At 72.2% G+C, this 18230-nt stretch carries 18 protein-coding genes and 1 tRNA gene; 14 read left to right on the forward strand and 5 right to left on the reverse strand.

Annotation, left to right across the window (positions count from 1 at the left end):
- Positions 1-189 precede the first annotated feature (189 nt).
- A complete protein-coding gene (locus Q0R63_RS04970) occupies positions 190-1839 on the reverse strand; it encodes a DUF349 domain-containing protein (RefSeq protein ID WP_295694879.1) in 1650 nt (549 codons plus the stop codon).
- 61 nt (positions 1840-1900) lie between these two features.
- Positions 1901-2689 carry a peptidylprolyl isomerase gene (locus Q0R63_RS04975; RefSeq protein WP_295694881.1) on the reverse strand — a complete coding sequence of 263 codons (789 nt, stop codon included), beginning with the start codon at positions 2687-2689 and terminating at the stop codon, positions 1901-1903.
- Positions 2690-2906: 217 nt separating this feature from the next.
- Here Q0R63_RS04975 and Q0R63_RS04980 point away from each other — a divergent pair, with 217 nt between their 5' ends.
- Genes Q0R63_RS04980 through Q0R63_RS04990 form a run of 3 tightly spaced genes read left to right on the forward strand, consistent with a single transcriptional unit; the run spans position 2907 to position 6047 of the window.
- A complete protein-coding gene (locus Q0R63_RS04980; RefSeq protein ID WP_295694883.1) occupies positions 2907-3614 on the forward strand; it encodes an MBL fold metallo-hydrolase in 708 nt (235 codons plus the stop codon).
- Positions 3611-4996 (forward strand): histidine--tRNA ligase, encoded by a 1386-nt coding sequence (gene hisS / locus Q0R63_RS04985; RefSeq protein ID WP_295694884.1) that lies wholly within the window; start codon positions 3611-3613, stop codon positions 4994-4996. Before Q0R63_RS04980 ends, hisS begins: the two co-directional genes overlap by 4 nt.
- A gap of 1 nt (position 4997) precedes the next feature.
- The gene (locus Q0R63_RS04990; RefSeq protein ID WP_295694887.1) at positions 4998-6047 is read left to right on the forward strand and encodes a hypothetical protein; all 1050 of its coding nucleotides are present in this window, start codon (positions 4998-5000) and stop codon (positions 6045-6047) included.
- Between the two features lie 24 nt (positions 6048-6071).
- Here the strand turns inward: Q0R63_RS04990 and Q0R63_RS04995 are convergent, their stop codons facing one another.
- Complete coding sequence (locus Q0R63_RS04995) at positions 6072-6689, reverse strand: hypothetical protein (protein WP_295694889.1); 618 nt, start codon at positions 6687-6689, stop codon at positions 6072-6074.
- Positions 6686-7102, reverse strand: coding sequence for a nuclear transport factor 2 family protein (locus Q0R63_RS05000; RefSeq protein WP_295694891.1), 417 nt, complete (start codon positions 7100-7102; stop codon positions 6686-6688). The genes Q0R63_RS04995 and Q0R63_RS05000 overlap by 4 nt, the downstream gene beginning before the upstream one ends.
- 106 nt (positions 7103-7208) lie before the next feature.
- On the opposite strand from Q0R63_RS05000, the gene ald reads away from it, so the two are divergent.
- The 10 genes from ald to der all read left to right on the forward strand — a co-directional run bounded on the left by ald (position 7209) and on the right by der (position 17575).
- Positions 7209-8324, forward strand: a complete 1116-nt coding sequence (gene ald / locus Q0R63_RS05005; protein ID WP_295694894.1) for an alanine dehydrogenase — start codon at positions 7209-7211, stop codon at positions 8322-8324.
- Positions 8321-9337, forward strand: coding sequence for a site-specific tyrosine recombinase XerD (locus tag Q0R63_RS05010; protein WP_295694918.1), 1017 nt, complete (start codon positions 8321-8323; stop codon positions 9335-9337). Before ald ends, Q0R63_RS05010 begins: the two co-directional genes overlap by 4 nt.
- Before the next feature lie 371 nt (positions 9338-9708).
- Positions 9709-10605 (forward strand): AAA family ATPase, encoded by an 897-nt coding sequence (locus tag Q0R63_RS05015; RefSeq protein ID WP_295694920.1) that lies wholly within the window; start codon positions 9709-9711, stop codon positions 10603-10605.
- 4 nt (positions 10606-10609) lie between these two features.
- Positions 10610-11614 carry a ScpA family protein gene (locus Q0R63_RS05020; RefSeq protein ID WP_295694896.1) on the forward strand — a complete coding sequence of 335 codons (1005 nt, stop codon included), beginning with the start codon at positions 10610-10612 and terminating at the stop codon, positions 11612-11614.
- Positions 11607-12278, forward strand: a complete 672-nt coding sequence (gene scpB / locus Q0R63_RS05025) for an SMC-Scp complex subunit ScpB (RefSeq protein ID WP_295694898.1) — start codon at positions 11607-11609, stop codon at positions 12276-12278. Before Q0R63_RS05020 ends, scpB begins: the two co-directional genes overlap by 8 nt.
- Positions 12275-13384: a pseudouridine synthase gene (locus Q0R63_RS05030; protein ID WP_295694900.1), complete on the forward strand. Its 1110-nt coding sequence runs from the start codon at positions 12275-12277 to the stop codon at positions 13382-13384. Before scpB ends, Q0R63_RS05030 begins: the two co-directional genes overlap by 4 nt.
- Complete coding sequence (locus Q0R63_RS05035; RefSeq protein ID WP_295694902.1) at positions 13381-14511, forward strand: prephenate dehydrogenase; 1131 nt, start codon at positions 13381-13383, stop codon at positions 14509-14511. Before Q0R63_RS05030 ends, Q0R63_RS05035 begins: the two co-directional genes overlap by 4 nt.
- A gap of 50 nt (positions 14512-14561) precedes the next feature.
- Positions 14562-15269, forward strand: a complete 708-nt coding sequence (gene cmk, locus Q0R63_RS05040; protein ID WP_295694904.1) for a (d)CMP kinase — start codon at positions 14562-14564, stop codon at positions 15267-15269.
- Complete coding sequence (locus Q0R63_RS05045) at positions 15256-15972, forward strand: lysophospholipid acyltransferase family protein (protein WP_295694906.1); 717 nt, start codon at positions 15256-15258, stop codon at positions 15970-15972. The genes cmk and Q0R63_RS05045 overlap by 14 nt, the downstream gene beginning before the upstream one ends.
- Positions 15973-16129: 157 nt before the next feature.
- On the forward strand, positions 16130-17575 hold the full coding sequence (der, locus tag Q0R63_RS05050) for a ribosome biogenesis GTPase Der (RefSeq protein WP_295694922.1): 1446 nt from the start codon (positions 16130-16132) through the stop codon (positions 17573-17575).
- An 82-nt stretch (positions 17576-17657) separates the two neighbouring features.
- Here der and Q0R63_RS05055 read toward each other — a convergent pair whose 3' ends face one another.
- Positions 17658-17981 (reverse strand): hypothetical protein, encoded by a 324-nt coding sequence (locus Q0R63_RS05055; RefSeq protein ID WP_295694908.1) that lies wholly within the window; start codon positions 17979-17981, stop codon positions 17658-17660.
- A gap of 170 nt (positions 17982-18151) precedes the next feature.
- Here Q0R63_RS05055 and Q0R63_RS05060 point away from each other — a divergent pair.
- Positions 18152-18225: transfer RNA gene (locus Q0R63_RS05060), tRNA-Pro, on the forward strand.
- Positions 18226-18230 lie beyond the last annotated feature (5 nt).

The following is an 18230-nucleotide window of genomic DNA, read 5'->3' on the forward strand; positions in this document are numbered from 1 at the left end:
CGAGAAGCAACAAGAGCCCTAGGGGATGTGGGCGGCGCGGTCGTCCGTCCTCGTCACCATCCCTACTCACCAGCGGCGGGCACGTCGGCATACCGGCATCCGTTCCGCTTCTTGCTCGGAGAGTGCCCGGATCAGGGGTTCAGACCTCCGCAATGGGCACTTTCGAAGCAGGAAGGCGCGGGGTGGGGGTCAGCCGCCGAACTCCTCGAGCCCGGCGCGGGCCTGGGCGAGCCACTGCTCGCGTGCCTCGAGGGCGGCGCGGGCCTGGTCGATCTTCTTCTGGTTGCCGGAGGACTCGGCCTTCGCGAGGTCGGCACGGAGACCGGCGACGGCCGACTCGAGCTGGTCGGCGAAGCTCTGGGCACGGGCCGCGGCCTCGGGGTTGCTCGAGGACCACTTCTTCTCCTCGACGTCGCGCACGCCCTGCTCGATCCGGCGCAGGGCCTTCTCGGTGCGCTCGAGATCAGCGCGGGGGACCTTGCCGGCCTTGTCCCAGCGGTCCTGGATGCTGCGCAGTGCTGTCTTGGCGCGCTCGAGGTCGGTCACCGGCAGGATCGACTCGGCCTCGACGAGCAGGCCCTCCTTGATGACGAGGTTGTCGCGGAAGACCTCTTCCTCGGCAGCGACCACGGCGTCCTTGGCGGCGAAGAAGCTGTCCTGGGCGGCTCGGAACCGCTCCCACAGGGCGTCGTCGTCGGAGCGGCCGGCGCGACCCGCCTGCCGCCAGTCGTCCATCAGCCGCTTGAACGCACTGGCGGTCGGCGCCCAGTCCTTGCTGACGGCCAACCGCTCGGCCTCGGCGACGAGGCGCGACTTGGCCGACTTCGCCTCCGACTGCTCGCCGTCGAGCTGGGCGAAGTGCACGCGACGGGCCCGGTCGAAGCTGTTGCGGGCGGCACTGAAGCGCTGCCACAACGCCGTCTCGCTGGTGCGGTCGAGCCGTGGGCCGGCCTTCTGGTGCTCCTTCCAGGTGTCGAGGAGCTCGCGCATCCGGGCGCCGCTCTGCTTCCACTGGGCGCGCTCGGGGGACTGGCCGGCGATCTTCTCCGCCTCGGCGACCAGGCCCTCGCGCAGGGTCCGGCCCTCCGCGCGGGCAGCGGCGCGCTGCTCGGCCTCGGCGGCCTTGCGAGCCGCCACCGCGTCACCGATCTCGGCGACCCGGGCCTCGAGTGCGACGAGGTCACCCACCGCATTCGGCTCGTGCGCCTGCTCTTTGAGCTTGGCGAAGCTCTCCTCGGCATCCTTGGCCGAGATGTCGGTCTGGGTCACCCGCTGGTGCAGCAGCTCGGCTGCGGCGGCGATCTCGTCGTACTTGCGGCCGAAATAGCTCAGGGCGCCCTGAGTAATGGCGCCGGGGTAGGACCCGACGGCCCGCTCGGTCTCGCCGGTCTTGACGTAGACCACCCCGTCCTCGCCCACCCGCCCGTACTGGCGCAGATCCGGACCGGCGTGCGATCGGGCGAACAGAGCCGGCGACGGTATGGCGCTGGGGCTCGCCGGACGCGCCATGATCTCGGCGGGGGTGGGGACATGCTCGGGTTCGACCGCGGCAGAGGGCTCCTCGGCCGGAAGCGGCTGAGTCGACTCACGGGCAGACGTCTCCACCGCAGACGGCTCGACGGTTGCGGAGGGCTCCTCGGGCAGCGCGCTGTCGGCAACCGAAGAAGTCTCCTCGACCACGGGGGTCTCCTCGACCACGGCGGTCTCCTCCACCACGGGGGTCTGCTCCACCACGGGGGTCTCCTCGACCACGCGGGTCTCCTCGACCGCCGCAGCGACCTCCGGCTCGGGGTTCAGGGGCTCGACAGCGGCAGCGGGCACCAGCTCGGTCCCCGGCATGGCTGTCTCGTCCTCGAAAGAACTGTCGGTGGGTGTGGGGTGGGACTCGGTCACGGGTCTGTCAGGCCTTCGGTTGGACGGCGACGCTGAGGATGCTGATCGGGGCAAGAGGTGAAGTATGGTCCGACGGGTTGATGCCGGCCTTGGCGATCTTGTCGACGAGGTCCATCCCCTTGGTGACCTTGCCGAAGATCGTGTAGCCGTTGCCGTCGCCCCCCGCGCTCGCCGCGGCCGGCAGCTTGGTCTCCTTGTAGACGATGAAGAACTGGTCGGAGTTGCTGGTCGGGTCGTTGCCCTTGCGCGCCAGCGCCAGCGTCCCGACAGGGTAGATGTCGTTGGCCGGCACGTTCTCGACGCCGAAGTGATAGCCCGGTCCGGGGCCGCTGCCGGTGCCGGTCGGGTCGCCGCACTGGAGCACCCAGAGCTTCTGGACGTCACCGGTGAGTCGGTGGCACGGGCTGGACGCGTAGTAGCCCGTCGTGGCGAGGTTGATGAACGAGGAGACAGCAGCCGGTGCCTTGGCGCCGTCGAGCTCGATGGTCAGCGGCCCGCAGGTCGTGGTGATCGTCCCCGTGAAGGTCTTGCCCTTGGCGGCGGCGAGGTCGGGCTGGCCGACCTTCTTGGGCGCCGCCAGGGCCTTGGGCGGGGCGGAGCAGCCAGCGAGGAGAGTCGGTTTCACCGTCGGGGTGGCGGAGGGTGTGCTGGTGGCCCCAGGGGTCGGCGACACCGTGCTGGTGGCTGCGGGGGGCGCGGCGTCGGTCCGGTTGAGGAACACGTTGGCCAGCACCACGAACCCGAGGACGACCACGAGGACACCGACGACGGCGAAGACCGCCTGCTTGTCACGCACGAACGTAAGCCTCCTGTTGCGCGAGCGGCTGCTCGACGTTTTCCTGACCACGGAGCTCCCGGACCGGGTCGTGAGCCCTCGCCGGCCGCCAGCTTCGTCCTGGCACACCGCCACCGAGAGCCCGGTCACAGCCGGGAACGAAGAATCAGTCTAGGCAGGGAGCCAGGAAGCCCGCGTGGCGCGGGGTCACGACTGCGTGACTATTACGCTTGTCCACGTGCTCATGATCGCCTTCCCCGCCGCTGTCTTCGCCACCAACTGCTACGTCGTCGCCCCCGGTCCCGGCGAGGAGTGCGTGATCGTCGACCCCGGCATCGGCGTCGAGGCTCAGCTGGCCGAGGTGCTCGCCGAGCACCGGCTCAGGCCGGCGGCGGTCCTGCTCACGCACGGCCACGTCGACCACGTCTACTCCGTGACGCCGGTCTGCGGCGGTGACACCGCGGCATACATTCACGAGGACGACCGTTACCGCCTCGTCGACCCCGTCGCCGGGCTCGACCGCGGCCTCGTCGCGATGATGGAGCAGGAGTTCGGCACCCGGGCGACCTGGCGCGAACCGGAGCGGGTCGTGACGATCACCGACCACGAGACGCTCACGCTCGCCGGCCTCGAGCTCTCGGTCCTGCACGCCCCCGGCCACACCGAGGGCTCGGTGATGTTCACCCTGCCCCAGGCGCCCGACGATATGCCGGGTGCGCCCGCCGTGGCGGTCACGGCCACCTGCCTCAGCGGTGACGTCCTCTTCGCCGGCTCGATCGGCCGCTCCGACCTCGCCGGTGGCGACCCGCGCGCCATGGAGCGGTCGCTGCGCGACGTCGTCCTCCCGCTCCCCGACGACATGCTCGTGCTGCCCGGGCACGGCCCCTCGACGACGATCGGGCGCGAGCGGACGGGCAACCCCTACCTGCAAGGATTGGGAGCGTGAACGCCGGCTCCGACACCGCCAAGCCCGCTCGGCAGGAGAAGGTCCTGCCGATCAGCGGCTTCCCGGAGTACCTCCCGGCCGAACGCATCGTCGAGCAGCGCTTCCTCGACGTCATCCGCGACACCTTCGAGCTGCACGGGTTCTCGTCCATCGAGACGCGCTCGATCGAGCCGATCGACCGGCTCAGCGCTCAGGGCGAGGACGCCGACAAGGAGATCTATGCCGTCTCCCGCCTGGCTGCCGGCGACAGCGGCGACAACGACACCCGCTGGGGCCTCCACTTCGACATGACCGTCCCCTTCGCCCGCTACGTCCTCGAGAACGCGGGCAAGCTCGACTTCCCCTTCCGGCGCTACCAGATCCAGAAGGCCTGGCGCGGGGAGCGTCCCCAGGAGGGGCGCTACCGCGAGTTCACCCAGGCCGACATCGACGTCGTCGACGTCGGTGAGCTGTCGGCGCACTTCGAGGCCGAGATGCCGCTCGTCGTCGCCGATGTCTTCAGCCGGTTCCCGGTCGGCGACTTCGTCATCCAGGTCAACAACCGCAAGATCCCCGATGGGGTCTACCGGGCGATCGGGCTCGACGTCTCGGTCGGGGTCATCGAGACCCTGCGGATCGTCGACAAGCTCGACAAGATCGGCCCGGACAAGGTCCGCGTCATGCTCCTCGAGGCCGGCGCGACGGGCGCGCAGGCGTCGACTGCTTTGTCCCTGGCCGAGATTCGCACCACGGACCTGTCGTTCGTGGAGCAGGTCCGGGCGCTCGGCGTCAGCCACCCCGTCCTCGACGAGGGCCTCGACTCGCTGGCCGACGTGATCCGCGCCGGCATGGAGCACGCCCCCGGCAGGATCGTCGCCGACCTGCGGATCGCCCGCGGCCTCGACTACTACACCGGCACGGTCTACGAGACGCAGCTGCTCGGCCACGAGTCGTGGGGCTCGTTCTGCTCCGGCGGCCGCTACGACGCGCTCGCCTCCGACGGCCGCACCACCTATCCCGGCGTCGGCATCTCCATCGGCGTCTCACGCATCCTCGGGCTGCTGATCGGCAAGGGCCTCGTCACGGCGTCGCGCTCGACCCCCGCCGCCGTCCTCATCGCCCTCAACGCCGACGAGGACCGACCCCGCTCCACGACGGTCGCCGCGACCCTGCGCCGACGCGGCATACCGTGCGAGATCGCGCCCACGGCAGCGAAGTTCGGCAAGCAGATCCGGTATGCCGCGCGCCGCGGCATCCCCTACGTCTGGTTCCCCGGGGGAGACCACGAGACCGGCGGCGACGCGGTGAAGGACATCCGCTCCGGCGACCAGACCGCCGCCGAGGCGATGACGTGGACCTGCCCCGCCGACGACCTCCGTCCGGCCGTGACCCGGGCCCCCTGACGTGGGCCTGTTCGACGGACGCACGGCAGCGACGCCGCCTCCCGACGGCGAACGCATCGATCAGTTCTGGCGGTGGTGGACGGCGACCGGTGCCACGGCCGTGGTCCGGGCCCTCGACGCCGGGAGACCGCTCGAGATGGTGGACGAGATCAGCTCCCACGTCGCGGCGATCAGCCCCGACCTGGCCTGGGAGCTCGGCCCGGGCGACACCAGCCGGCACCAGCTGATCGTCACCCCCGGCGGGGACCCCACCGCACGGGCCACCGCCCGCCGGTGGGTGCTGCGGGCACCCGAGCCCGACCAGACGTGGGCCTACCGCGACTCCCGGCAGCCCGCGAGCGATCCCGGGTCGGCGGCATTGGAGATCGCGGGGGAGCGGCTCGACGTCGCCTCGGCCGTCGCGGCCGTCGCCATCCGCGGGGCGGCGGTGGACCTCGGCGTCCACCACCCGGCATACGCCCGGCTCGACGAGCAGACCCAGCAGGTCGCGACCTTCCTGCTGCTCGACACGGTGCTCGGCGAGGCGACCGTGGAGACCTGGGTGGGCGCCGTCACGGCCTCGGCCCTCCGTCCCCTCGACCCGGTGCCGCTCGTCAAGATCCAGAGCGTGGTCCGTGACCTCGCGGCATCCTTGTGCGACGAGGACGGCGCGCCCCGCTGGGCGCTCCTCTCCGGAGAGTCGCCCGACGGTCACGCGGTCATGGCCAGCGCCGAGGTGCCGCTGCGGGCAGCCGTCGCACCACACCTCGACACCTATGTCGGGCTGTTCCTCCCCTTCACCGACCAGACCGCAGCCGGCCTGCCCGGCCCCTCGGCCCTGACCGCCCTGCGCGACCTGGAGGACCGGGTGACGAGCTCTCTCGGCATCGACGGCAAGCCCGTCGCGCACCAGACGAGCGCCGGGGTGCGGGTGCTGCACGTCTACGTCGACGGGACCACCGCGGGCGTCGACACCGTCCGACGGCTGGCGAAGCAGTGGACCGCGGGGCGCGCCGACGTGCACGTGCAGCTCGACCCGGGGTGGGCGTCGGTGGCCCACCTGCGCGGCTGAGCGACAGGGTTGGGGCCGGGTCCCTCAGGCCTGGGGTCCGGTCGGTGGCCGGAGCCCGCTCGAGCGCAGCTCCAGCAGCGCGAGCGCCCACACCGTGTTCGGCTCCTGGCGGCGCCACGCCCCGGCCGGGTCGTCGGAGATCGCCGCCAGCTTGTGTATCGGCTGCCGGGCCATCGCCCGCAGGGCGAACAGGTCGAGGTCGGCGTCCGCGTCGATGAACCGTTGTGCCGACGTGGCCCGCCGTGCGAAACGCACCCGCAGGAAGAGCCAGCTGCCGACGACGATGACGATCGGCACGAGGGCGATGACGACGCCGAGGATCACGGCGAGACGGTCGACGGCGATCCCGAGGTCGCGGCCCGCCTGGGTGATCTGGTTGCCGGTGCCGGCCGCGGACTCGAAGGGGCGCCGGAGGTCGGTGCCGATCCCCGGCACCCGGCCGAGCTGGTCGCCGGCCCCGGTCATGTTGCTGCTGAAGGACCCTCCCGCCTCGGCGAGGCCGTCGGCGGGCTTGCGCAGCGCGAGGATCGCGTCATGGACGGCGCGACCGGCCCAGACGCAGACGGCGATCCAGCCGAGCACGAAGAGGTCGGACAGGATCTGCATCGTGCGTCGACCGGTGAGGTCGGAGTAGAGCTTCATCGCAGCTGCTCCGCCATCCGCTCGACGAGCGCCTGCAGGCCCTTCATCGGCCGCACCATGACCGTGAAGTCGACGAGCCGTCCGTCCTCGTCCCAGCGCAGCAGGTCGACGCCGTGCACCACGACGCCGCCGAGGTCGGCCCGGAACTCCAGGCACGCCGAGTCGCCCGTCACGAGCTCGCGCTCGTAGGTGAGGGTGGGGCCGAGGACGACCATCGCTGCCTCCAGGTATGCCGTGCTGAGGGCCCGCCCCTCCTGCGGCCGGTGCACGGCGGGAGACCGGAAGACGACGTCGTCGGCGAGGAGGTCCGACAGCAGAGCGGACCGCCGGGCCGGGTCGGCGCAGTCCACCACCGCGTGCCAGCGGCGGACGGCATCGGGCGCGGGCTGAGGCAGGGCGTCGGGCGGGCTCATCGACGTCACGCTACCCGGCACGGGCCAACCTCCCGAGGTCTGTCGGCACTCCGGTCTAGGGTCAGGCTCCAGGGCTACCGCCGCTGCCGCCTGAGAGGAAGACCCCATGAAGGTCGCCGTCCCCCGTGAGGTCAAGAACAACGAGTTCCGGGTGGCGATCACGCCGTCCGGGGTCCACGAGCTGGTCCGGCACGGGCACGAGGTGCTCGTCGAGAGGGACGCCGGCGTCGGGTCGTCGATCAGCGACCCCGACTACGTCGCGGCCGGGGCGACGATCCTGCCGGACGCCGAGGAGGTCTGGGCCGTAGGGGAGCTCGTCCTCAAGGTCAAGGAACCGGTGGCACAGGAATACCCCCTGATGCGCCAGGGACAGAGCCTCTTCACCTACCTCCACCTCGCCGCCGACCGCCCGCTCACGCAGGAGCTGGTCGACCGCCGGGTGACCGGCATCGCCTACGAGACCGTCGAGCTCGCCGACCGCTCCCTGCCGCTGCTCGCGCCGATGTCAGAGGTCGCCGGGCGGCTGGCCCCCCAGGTCGGCGCCCACACCCTGATGCGGGCGCAGGGGGGTCGGGGAGTGCTGATGGGCGGCGTCTCCGGGGTCTATGCCGCGAAGGTCGTCGTCATCGGCGCCGGCGTCTCCGGCATGAACGCCGCGGCCATCGCGATCGGCATGCAGGCCGACGTGCTCCTCCTCGACCGCGACATCTCCAAGCTGCGGCACGCCGACGCCATCTACCAGGGCCACTGCCAGACCGTCGCCTCCAACACCTTCGAGGTCGAGCGCGCGATCCGCGACGCCGACCTCGTCATCGGCGCCGTCCTCGTCCCGGGGGCCAAGGCCCCGACGCTGGTGACCAACGAGCAGGTCTCGCGAATGAAGCCGGGGTCGGTCCTCGTCGACATCTCGATCGACCAGGGGGGCTGCTTCGAGGACTCCCGCCCGACCACCCACGCCGACCCGACCTACCGGGTGCACGACTCGGTTTTCTACTGCGTCGCCAACATGCCCGGCGCCGTGCCCCACACGAGCACCTACGCCCTGACCAACGTCACCCTCCCGTATGCCGTGGAGCTCGCCGACCGCGGCTGGCGCGAGGCCCTGCGCCGGGACGCTGCCCTCGCGAAGGGTCTCAACACCCACGACGGCTCGGTCACCTACGGTCCGGTCGCCGAGGCCCACGGGATGCCGTCGGTCTCCCTGGCCGAGGTGCTCGGCTGACCGCGACGGCCGGGCCGGCGGCACCGTCCACGCGATCGCCCGGAGGGGCTTCCTTTCCAGCGTCACCACCGTCACCGGCTTCACCACCGTCGCCGCTCGAGCGCGACGTCTTCGGTTGGCTCGCCCACCTCGAGGTCGAACGGGGCTCCGCCGCCAACACCCTCTCGTCCTACCGCCGCGACCTCGCTCGCTACGCCACGTTCCTCCGAGGCCGCGGCATCGAGTCCGCCGGCGAGGTCGTCGAGCGTGACGTCTCCGACTTCCTGGCCTCGCTGCGCGAGGGCACCGCAGACCGCCGACCGCTGTCCGCGTCCTCGGCCGCGCGCACGATCGTCGCCGTCCGGGGCTTCCACCGGTTCCTCGCCCTCGAGGGCGAGGTGACGTCCGACCCGGCCGGCGCGGTCACTCCGCCCACGCCGCCGAGCCGGCTTCCCAAGGCCATCCCGGTCGAGGACGTCGTCCGGCTGCTCGAGGCGGCCTCGCTCGGGGACACGCCGGTGTCGTTGCGCGACCGGGCGCTCTTCGAGGTCCTCTACGGCGTCGGCGCGCGGATCTCGGAGGCGGTCGGGCTCGACGTCGACGACCTCGACCTCGACGCCGACCAGGGGTCGGTGCGGCTGTTGGGCAAGGGCAGCAAGCAGCGGCTCGTCCCGTTCGGGAGCTACGCCCGGGAGGCGACGGCGGCATACCTCGTCCGCGGCCGACCGGCCCTGGCCGCGGGGGGCCGCGGAACCCTCGCGCTCTTCCTCAACCAGCGGGGCGCCCGGCTGTCGAGGCAGAGCGCCTGGGCCGCCCTGCAGACCGCCGCCGAGCGGGCCGACCTCACGGGCCACCTGTCGCCGCACACCCTGCGGCACTCGTTCGCGACGCACCTGCTCGACGGCGGCGCCGACGTCCGCGTCGTCCAGGAGCTGCTCGGGCACGCCTCCGTGACGACCACCCAGATCTACACCATGGTCAGCATCCACCGGCTGCGTGAGGTGTATGCCGGGGCCCACCCCCGTGCCCGTTGACGCTCCTCGATCCCTCGACCTCTACGTGAGGTCGAGGTCAATTTCCGAGGATTCGGTTGCCGCGGTGTGGCGTTCCGACCCCTGCTGTTCACGCTGGTAAGGTCGCCGGGATCAGCGTGACGCTGACCGACCGCACGGATCAGACCGGGAGAGACGCACCTGTGACCGCCGAGGTGAACCCGCCGACCAGGGACGCTGGTGACGGCGCCCTACCGGCCGAGGCCTTCCCTCGACCTCCAGTTGAGGTCGAGCCGGAGCGCCCGATGCAGGAGGCCCCTGAGGTGAGCGCGACCGACACGCCCGACACGCCGGACCACCGCACGACCGAGGTCACCATGTCGCAGCACATGTCCGAGCGGATGTCCGGGCGGATGACCGAGCACCTCTCCGAGAGCACGCTGCCCGGCATCGAGACGGCCGGCGTCGGCGCCCTCGGGGCGACCGGCCGCCCGCTGCCGCACTTCCCGGAGCCGCCGCTGCTGGCCGCCCACGGGCCGGCGCGGGTCATCGCGATGTGCAACCAGAAGGGTGGCGTCGGCAAGACGACGACCACCATCAACCTCGGAGCGGCGCTCGCCGAGGTCGGCCGGAGGGTGCTGCTGGTCGACTTCGACCCGCAGGGCGCGCTGTCGGTCGGGCTCGGCATCCGGGTCAACGAGCTCGACGTCACGGTCTACAACCTGCTGGTCGAACGCGGGCACGACGTGCGCGACGTCATCCAGCACACCCGCACCGACAACCTCGACGTGCTGCCCGCCAACATCGACCTCTCCGCCGCCGAGGTCCAGCTCGTCGGCGAGGTCGCCCGGGAGCAGATCCTCGCCCGGGTGCTCCGTCCGGTGATGGACGACTACGACGTCATCCTCATCGACTGCCAGCCCTCCCTCGGCCTGCTCACCGTCAACGCCCTCACCGCCGCGCACGGCGTGTTCATCCCGCTCGAGTGCGAGTTCTTCGCGATGCGCGGGGTGGCGCTGCTGGTCGAGACGATCGACAAGATCACCGACCGGCTCAACCCCCGGCTGATCATCGACGGCATCCTCGCGACGATGTATGACGGGCGCACGCTCCACAGCCGCGAGGTGGTGCGCTCCGTCGTCGACCACTTCGGGGACCAGGTCTTCCACACCGTGATCAGCCGCACGGTGAAGTTCCCCGACGCGAGCCTCGCCGCCGAGCCGATCACGACCTACGCGTCGACCTCGGGCGCGGCCGCGGCATACCGGCAGCTGGCCCGTGAGCTCATCTCCCGGGGCGGGGCGGCCTGACGCGATGACCGACGCGAGTCCCGTCGCCCTGGGCCTCGACGTCCGTGACGACGCTGCCGTACCCGGGGGAGTGATCACCCGACGCGGCTCCTCCACGCCGTTCGAGGTGCACCTCGACGTCTTCCAGGGGCCCTTCGACCTCCTGCTCGGGCTGATCTCGAAGCACAAGCTCGACATCACCGAGATCGCCCTCGCGCAGGTGACCGACGAGTTCATCAGCCACCTCAAGGCGGCGCAGCTGGCGCACACCGACTGGGACCTCGGGCAGGCCTCGGAGTTCCTCCTCATCGCGGCGACGCTGCTCGACCTCAAGGCCTCGCGCCTGCTGCCGCAGTCCGGGCCGCAGGACGAGGAGGACCTCGCCCTCATCGAGGCGCGCGACCTGCTCTTCGCCCGGCTCCTGCAGTACCGCGCCTTCAAGGACATCGCCCGCACCTTCGCCGAGGTGATGGCGACCGCGGGCCGGATGACCGCACGACAGGCCGGCCTCGAACCCCACTTCGCCGCACTGCTCCCCGAGCTGGTCATGGGCATCACTCCCGAGCAGCTGGCGATGGTGGCCGCCCGCGCGGTGGCGCCCCGGATCCCGCCGAGCGTGGGTCTGGAGCACCTGCACGCCCCCCAGGTCAGCGTGCGCGAGCAGGCGCTCGTCATCGTGGGCCGGTTGCGGCAGGAGCGGGCCTGCTCCTTCCGCACCCTCGTCGCCGACGCCGAATCGACGCTCGTCATCGTCGCGCGCTTCCTCGCCCTGCTGGAGCTGTTCAAGGAGGGCGCGATCGCCTTCGACCAGCCCGAGGCCCTCGGCGAGCTGACCGTCCGGTGGACGGGCGCCGACGACGGGGACGTCGGTGTGAGTGGGGAGTTCGACGAGCTCGACGAGCTCGACGGCCCCGAGGTCGACACCGATGCTGACCCCGGCCGTCCCTCCGAGACCGACCACGACCTGACCTTTCCTGCCTCACGCGGGATCCCCGAACCACCCGAAAACCAGGAGCGACTCGATGACTGACCAGCCGACAGGGACCAGACCCGAGGTGGTGGACGACGCCGTGGATCGCGGCGTCTCGCAAGACGCCGCCCCCGAGGCCGACGAGGTCACGCCCTTCGACGTCGAGGCCTTCCCCGGGGGTGCGCGCTCGGCCCTCGAAGCCGTCCTCATGGTCGTCGACGAACCCATCAGCGAGGTCACCCTCGCCGCGGCGCTCGAGCTGCCGGTCGACGACGTGCTCGCGCACCTCACCGCCCTGGAGCAGGAGTATGCCGCCGCGCAGCGCGGCTTCACCGTGCGCAACGTCGGGGGTGGGTGGCGCGTCTACAGCCGCTCCGACTACGCCCCCGTCGTGGAGAGGTTCCTGCTGGACGGACAGCACGCCAAGCTGACCCATGCGGCCCTCGAGACCCTGGCCGTCATCGCCTACCGCCAGCCCGTGTCGCGGGCCCGGGTCGGCGCGGTCCGCGGGGTCAACGTCGAAGGCGTGGTGCGCACCCTGATGACCCGCGGCCTCGTGGCCGAGGTCGACGAGTCAGGCGACGGCGGCGCCATCCTCTACGGCACCACCCCCTACTTCCTCCAGCGGATGGGTCTCGGCTCGCTCGACGAGCTGCCGGCGCTGGCCCCGTTCCTGCCCGAGGTCGACGTCCTCGACGAGTTGGCCGAGTCGGGGCGGGCATGAGCGGGCAGCCGGGTCGCGGCGCAGGCGGCCGGGGCGGCAGTGGTGGCAACGGCCGGGGCGGCAGCGGTGGCAACGGCCGGGGCGCTGGCGGTGCGGCCGGACGTGGTGCTGGCAGCGCAGCCGGGCGCGGCGGCAGCGCAGCCGGACGGGGCGGCACCGCAGCCGGACGCGGCGGCGCCCCCGACAGGTCCTCAGGTGGGGAGAAGTCCGGTCGTCCCCGCCGGTCGGACGGACCCTCGTCCGGCGCGACCTCCGGAAGCGCGAAAACCACTGGTGGACGCCGGGATCCGAAGCAGGCGCGCTTCGCGGGGTCCACGAAGGCCAGCCAGCCGACCCGGCTCCCGCAGCGCAAGGAGACCCCCCAGGTCGAGGTCCACGACCCCGACGGCGTCCGCCTGCAGAAGCTGATGGCCGCGGCCGGTGTCGGCTCCCGACGCACCTGCGAGAACCTCATCAGCGCCGGCCGCGTCGAGGTCGACGGGCAGGTCGTCACCGAGCTCGGCGTGCGGATCGACGCCGATCGGCAGACCGTCCACGTCGACGGGGTGCGGGTGCAGCTCGACGCGTCACGCGTCTACCTCGCCTTCAACAAGCCGCTCAAGGTCGTCTCGACGATGAGCGACGACCTCGGTCGGGTCTCCCTGGCCGACTACGTGGGCGACCGCCCCGAGCGGCTCTTTCACGTCGGCCGCCTCGACGCCGACACCGAGGGGTTGCTGCTGCTCACCAACGACGGCGACCTCGCCCACCGGCTGCAGCACCCGGCATACGGCGTGCTCAAGACGTATCTCGCGCAGATCCCGGCGCCGGTACCGCGCGACATCGGCCGGCGGCTGCGGGAGGGCATCGAGCTCGACGACGGGCCGGTGCAGGTCGACTCGTTCCGGCTGATCGACTCGCAGCCGGGTCGAGCGCTCGTCGAGGTGGTGCTCCACGAGGGGCGCAAGCACGTCGTGCGCCGGATGTTCGACGCCGTGGGCCACCCGGTCATCACGCTCGTGCGCACCCAGGTCGGGCCGATCCGGCTGGGCGACCTCAAGTCGGGACGCACGCGCCGGCTCAACCCCGACGAGGTGGGCCAGCTCTACACCGCTGCCGGGCTGTGACGACGCACGTCCTCGTCGTCGGGACGGGCCTGATCGGCACCAGCCTGGGGATCGCGCTGTCCCGCAAGGGATTTCGCGTCTCCCTGAGCGACCCGTCGCCGACGGCGGCACGCCTCGCCCGTGACCTGGGGGCCGGTCAGCTCGCGAACGGCCAGCCTGGCGGGCAGGATCAGCAGCCGGCCGCGCCCAGCGCGTCCGACACGCACGACGCGCCCGACGTGGTGGTCGTCGCGGCACCGCCGGACGTCGCCGGCGCGGTCGTCGCCGAGCAGCTGCGCCGGTGGCCGAACGCCGTCGTCACCGACGTCGCGTCCGTCAAGGGCGCCATCGCGCAGGCCGTCGAGCGGGCCGGCGGCGACCTCGGCCGCTACGTCGGCTCGCACCCGATGGCCGGCCGCGAACGCAGCGGCACGATGGCCGCGCGCGCCGACCTCTTCGAGGGCCGGGCCTGGGTGGTCGTCCCCACGACGGCCACCCGCCCGGACGCGATCCAGGCGGTCCTGGGGATCGCGACGGCCGTCGGCAGCGTGGTCACCGTGATGGCGGCCGACGAGCACGACGCGGCGGTCGCCGTCGTGTCCCACGTGCCCCAGGTCGCCGCGAGCCTCGTCGCGAGCCGACTGCGCGACCTCAGCGATCCTGCGGTGTCCCTCGCGGGCCAGGGGCTGCGCGACGTCACCCGGATCGCCGCGAGCGACCCCCGTCTCTGGACCCAGATCCTCGCCGGCAACGCCGCCGCGGTCCGCGACGTCCTGCGCGAGCTGGCGGCCGACCTCGCCGGGGTGATCACCGCCCTCGACGCCCTGGACGGGGTCGACGCCCCGGGCGCGCTCGAGGTCGTCGGCCGCGCGATCGGCGACGGCAACGCCGGCCACGCCCGGATCCCGGGCAAGCACGGTGCCGCGCCCACGGCATACGCCGTCGTGGTGGTGGTCGTGCCCGACACCCCCGGCGCCCTCGGGCACCTCCTGACCGACATGGGGGCCGCGGGGGTCAACCTCGAGGACCTCCACCTCGAGCACGGGCTCGGGCAGCCGTTCGGTCTGGCCGAGGTGTCCGTGCTGCCGAGCGCCGCCGAGCACCTGCTCACCGCACTCGACGAGCGGGGCTGGCGCGTCCACGACTGAGCCCACCTCCGCCGATGTCTCTCCACCTCGATCGCCTAGGATCCTCAACCATGCCATCCACCCCTCGTGCCGACCTCGTGGTCGCCATCGACGGTCCGTCGGGCTCGGGCAAGTCCAGCGTGTCGCGCGCGGTCGCCCGGGCGCTCGGGGTCGGGTTCCTCGACACCGGAGCGATGTATCGGGCCGTCGCCTGGTGGTGCCTCGAGCGGAGCATCGACCTCGGTGACCGGGCCGCGGTCGCCGAGGCCGCCCGAACCATGCCCCTCGCGCTGACGACCGACCCCGATGCGCCGTCGGTGGTCGTGGGGGCCACCGACGTCAGCGCGGCCATCCGCGGGAGCCGGATCTCCGAGCGGGTCTCGCAGGTCGCGACCAATCTCGGGGTGCGCGAGATCCTCGTCGGCCGCCAGCGCGAGCTCATCGCCGAGACCGTGGCGCGGACGGGCGGCTGCGTCGCGGAGGGACGGGACATCACCACCGTCGTCGCCCCGGATGCCGCCGTGCGGGTGCTGCTCACCGCGAGCGTCGAGGTGCGGCTCGCCCGCCGGGCGACCGAGCTGCACGGGGAGGCCGACCGGGCCGCCGTCGAGGCGACCCGCGACCAGGTCGAGCGTCGCGACCGGGACGACGGGACGGTCTCCGACTTCCTCACGGCCGCCGACGGCGTCGTCACGGTGGACACGTCCGACCTCGACTTCGACGGATCCGTGGCCGCCGTCCTGCACGTCGTCGACGTGGTGGCCGGTGTCGCTCGCTGAGGCCGCCGCAGCACCGGCCTTCCCCTCCGCGCGGCGGGCGTGGTTCGGCCGATGGGTCGGGGTCGTCGTCTTCCACACTCTCTACCGCGGCGTCGCCTACGAGGGCCGGCGGGTTCCGGCCGAGGGCGCACTCGTGCTCGTGGCCAACCACTCGGGCTTCCTCGACGGGCCCGTCGTCTTCTCGATGTCACCCCGGCCTACCCACTTCCTGGTCAAGAAGCAGTACTTCGACGGGTCGTTCGGGTGGATCCTGCGGGGAGTCGGGCAGATCCCGATCGACCGCACGACCGGTGACCGCGCGGCCCTCGACGCGGCGCGGGGGGTGCTGAGCCGGGGTGGCGTCGTCGGGGTCTTCCCCGAGGGCACCCGCGGCCGGGGGGACGTGCAGCAGGTGAACCAGGGCGCGACGTGGTTAGCGATGCAGACCGGGGCACGGATCGTGCCTGTGGCCTGCTTCGGCACCCGGGTCCCCGGGAAGTCGACGAGCGCCCTCCCACGCGCCCGCAGCCGGGTCGTCGTCGTCTTCGGCGAGGCCTTCGCCCTCACGCCCGACCCGTCGCTGCCCGGTCGGGCCCGCCTCCGGGCCGCGACCGAGCAGCTGCGCCGCCAGCTCGCCAGCCACGTCGAGCAGGCCGGCCAGCAGCTCGGTATGCCGCTACCGGACGATGACTCGGACGATGGGTCGGAGGACCCGCTCGACTGAGGGACAATGGGAGGCTGTGGCGGCCTTTGCCGTCCTCTCGGCGCCTCGACGGCGTCCCCCGAACCGAAGCGAACGAGGCACTCCCGTGACCGACACGACCGACTCCACCCCCGACCTGTCGGGTGGTGCGCCGGCCGATCCCCGTGGTCTCACCGGCCTGGCCGACGACACGTCGGTCGAGCGTGCCCTGCGCGCGGGGCTCGCCGAGTTCGAGCTGGACGACGACGACGAAGCGCTCCTCGAGGGCGGCCAGCTCGACGCCAACGACCCCGGCAACGAGGGCCCGCTACCGGTCGTCGCCGTTATCGGCCGCCCCAACGTGGGCAAGTCGACCCTCGTCAACCGGATCATCGGCCGCCGCGAGGCCGTCGTCGAGGACGTCCCGGGGGTGACGCGCGACCGCGTCGCCTACGACGCCGAGTGGGCCGGGCGCCGGTTCACGCTCGTCGACACCGGCGGCTGGGAGGTCGACGCGAAGGGCATCCACCTCCGGGTCGCCGAGCAGGCCGAGATCGCCGTCGAGCTCGCCGACGTCGTGATGTTCGTCGTGGACGCCGTGGTCGGCGCGACCGACACCGACGAGGGTGTGGTTCGCCTGCTGCGCCGCTCGGGCAAGCCCGTCGTCCTCGTCGCCAACAAGGTCGACGACCAGCGCTTCGAGGCCGACGCGACGTCGCTGTGGAACCTCGGGCTGGGGGAGCCCTATCCCGTGTCGGCCCTGCACGGCCGTGGCAGCGGCGACGTGCTCGACGCCGTGCTCGCCGTGCTGCCCCAGGTCTCCGCCGTCGGCGACGCCTACCGCCGCGGCGGACCCCGCCGGGTCGCCCTGCTCGGTCGACCCAACGTCGGCAAGTCCAGCCTGCTCAACCAGCTGGCGGGGACCGACCGCGTCGTCGTCGACGAGGTGGCCGGCACGACCCGCGACCCCGTCGACGAGCTGATCGAGCTCGGCGGCAAGACCTGGCGGTTCGTCGACACGGCCGGCATCCGCCGTCGCGTCCACCAGATGCGCGGCGCCGACTTTTACGCGTCGCTGCGCACCCAGACGGCGCTCGAGAAGGCCGAGGTCGCCGTCGTCCTCATCGACGCCGGCACGACCATCGCCGAGCAGGACATCCGGGTCATCCAGCAGGTCATCGACTCCGGCCGGGCCCTCGTCGTCGCCTACAACAAGTGGGACACGATGGACGAGGAGCGGCGCCACTTCCTCGAGCGCGAGATCGAGCGCGACCTGGTCCAGATCCCGTGGGCGCCCCGGGTCAACATCTCGGCACTGACGGGTCGCCACATGGACCGGTTCGTCCCCGCGATCGAGAAGGCCCTGGACTCGTGGGACTACCGCATCCCGACCGGCCGGCTGAACGCCTTCTTCGGTGAGGTCGTCGCCGCGAACCCGCACCCGGTCCGCGGCGGGAAGCAGCCCCGGATCCTCTTCGCGACGCAGGCCGCAACCCGCCCGCCGCGCTTCGTGATCTTCGCCTCCGGCTTCATCGAGGCCGGCTACCGCCGGTTCCTCGAGCGGCGCCTGCGGGAGGAGTTCGGCTTCGAGGGCACCCCGATCGAGGTCTCCGTCCGGGTGCGGGAGAAGCGCCGCCGCCGCTGACCCGCCAACCGCTTGCGCACACCCTTGCGTCCGCGGAAGTGCTCGCTAGAGCAACCACTCGCGCGGACGCAACGCCAGCGGTTCAGCCGTTGGCGACCTGGTAGACCTGTCCCGCCTCGAGATCGGTCGCGACCGCGTCGATCCACCGCTCCGGCTGGGGCCAGCGGTCGCGCGCCTCGAGCTCGCGCTGCAGGGCGACGCCGATGACGTCGCGCGCCGCACCGAGGTGGCTCTCGGCTACCGCGTCGATCGCCTGCTGGAGATCGTCGCCGGCCTGGCGGTGCTCGTCGTGCCGACCCTGAAGAGGGTCGACGGCCTCCCGCGTCTCGTCGGTGTGCTCGATGACTTCGGTGAGTGCCTCGGCCCAGTGGGAGCCGGGCTCGGCCGGGCGGGCGGGTTCGGACATGGTGGGACCCCTCTCAGGAATGCCTCAGGCCTGCGCCCCCCACGGGTGATCCGCCATGGGGTTGCGGCGATGGCAGCCGTTCGAGGGACCGATTTCGGACGTTCGTCCGCCGTGCGATAAGGTTCCACTCGCTCTTCCACCGGGTTGTCCGACCGGCCGGAGGGGTGCCACGGGCTGTGGCGCAGCTTGGTAGCGCACTTGACTGGGGGTCAAGGGGTCGCAGGTTCAAATCCTGTCAGCCCGACCGAA

This window comes from Lapillicoccus sp. (genome assembly GCF_025353065.1).
Classification (GTDB): Bacteria; Actinomycetota; Actinomycetes; order Actinomycetales; family Dermatophilaceae; genus Lapillicoccus.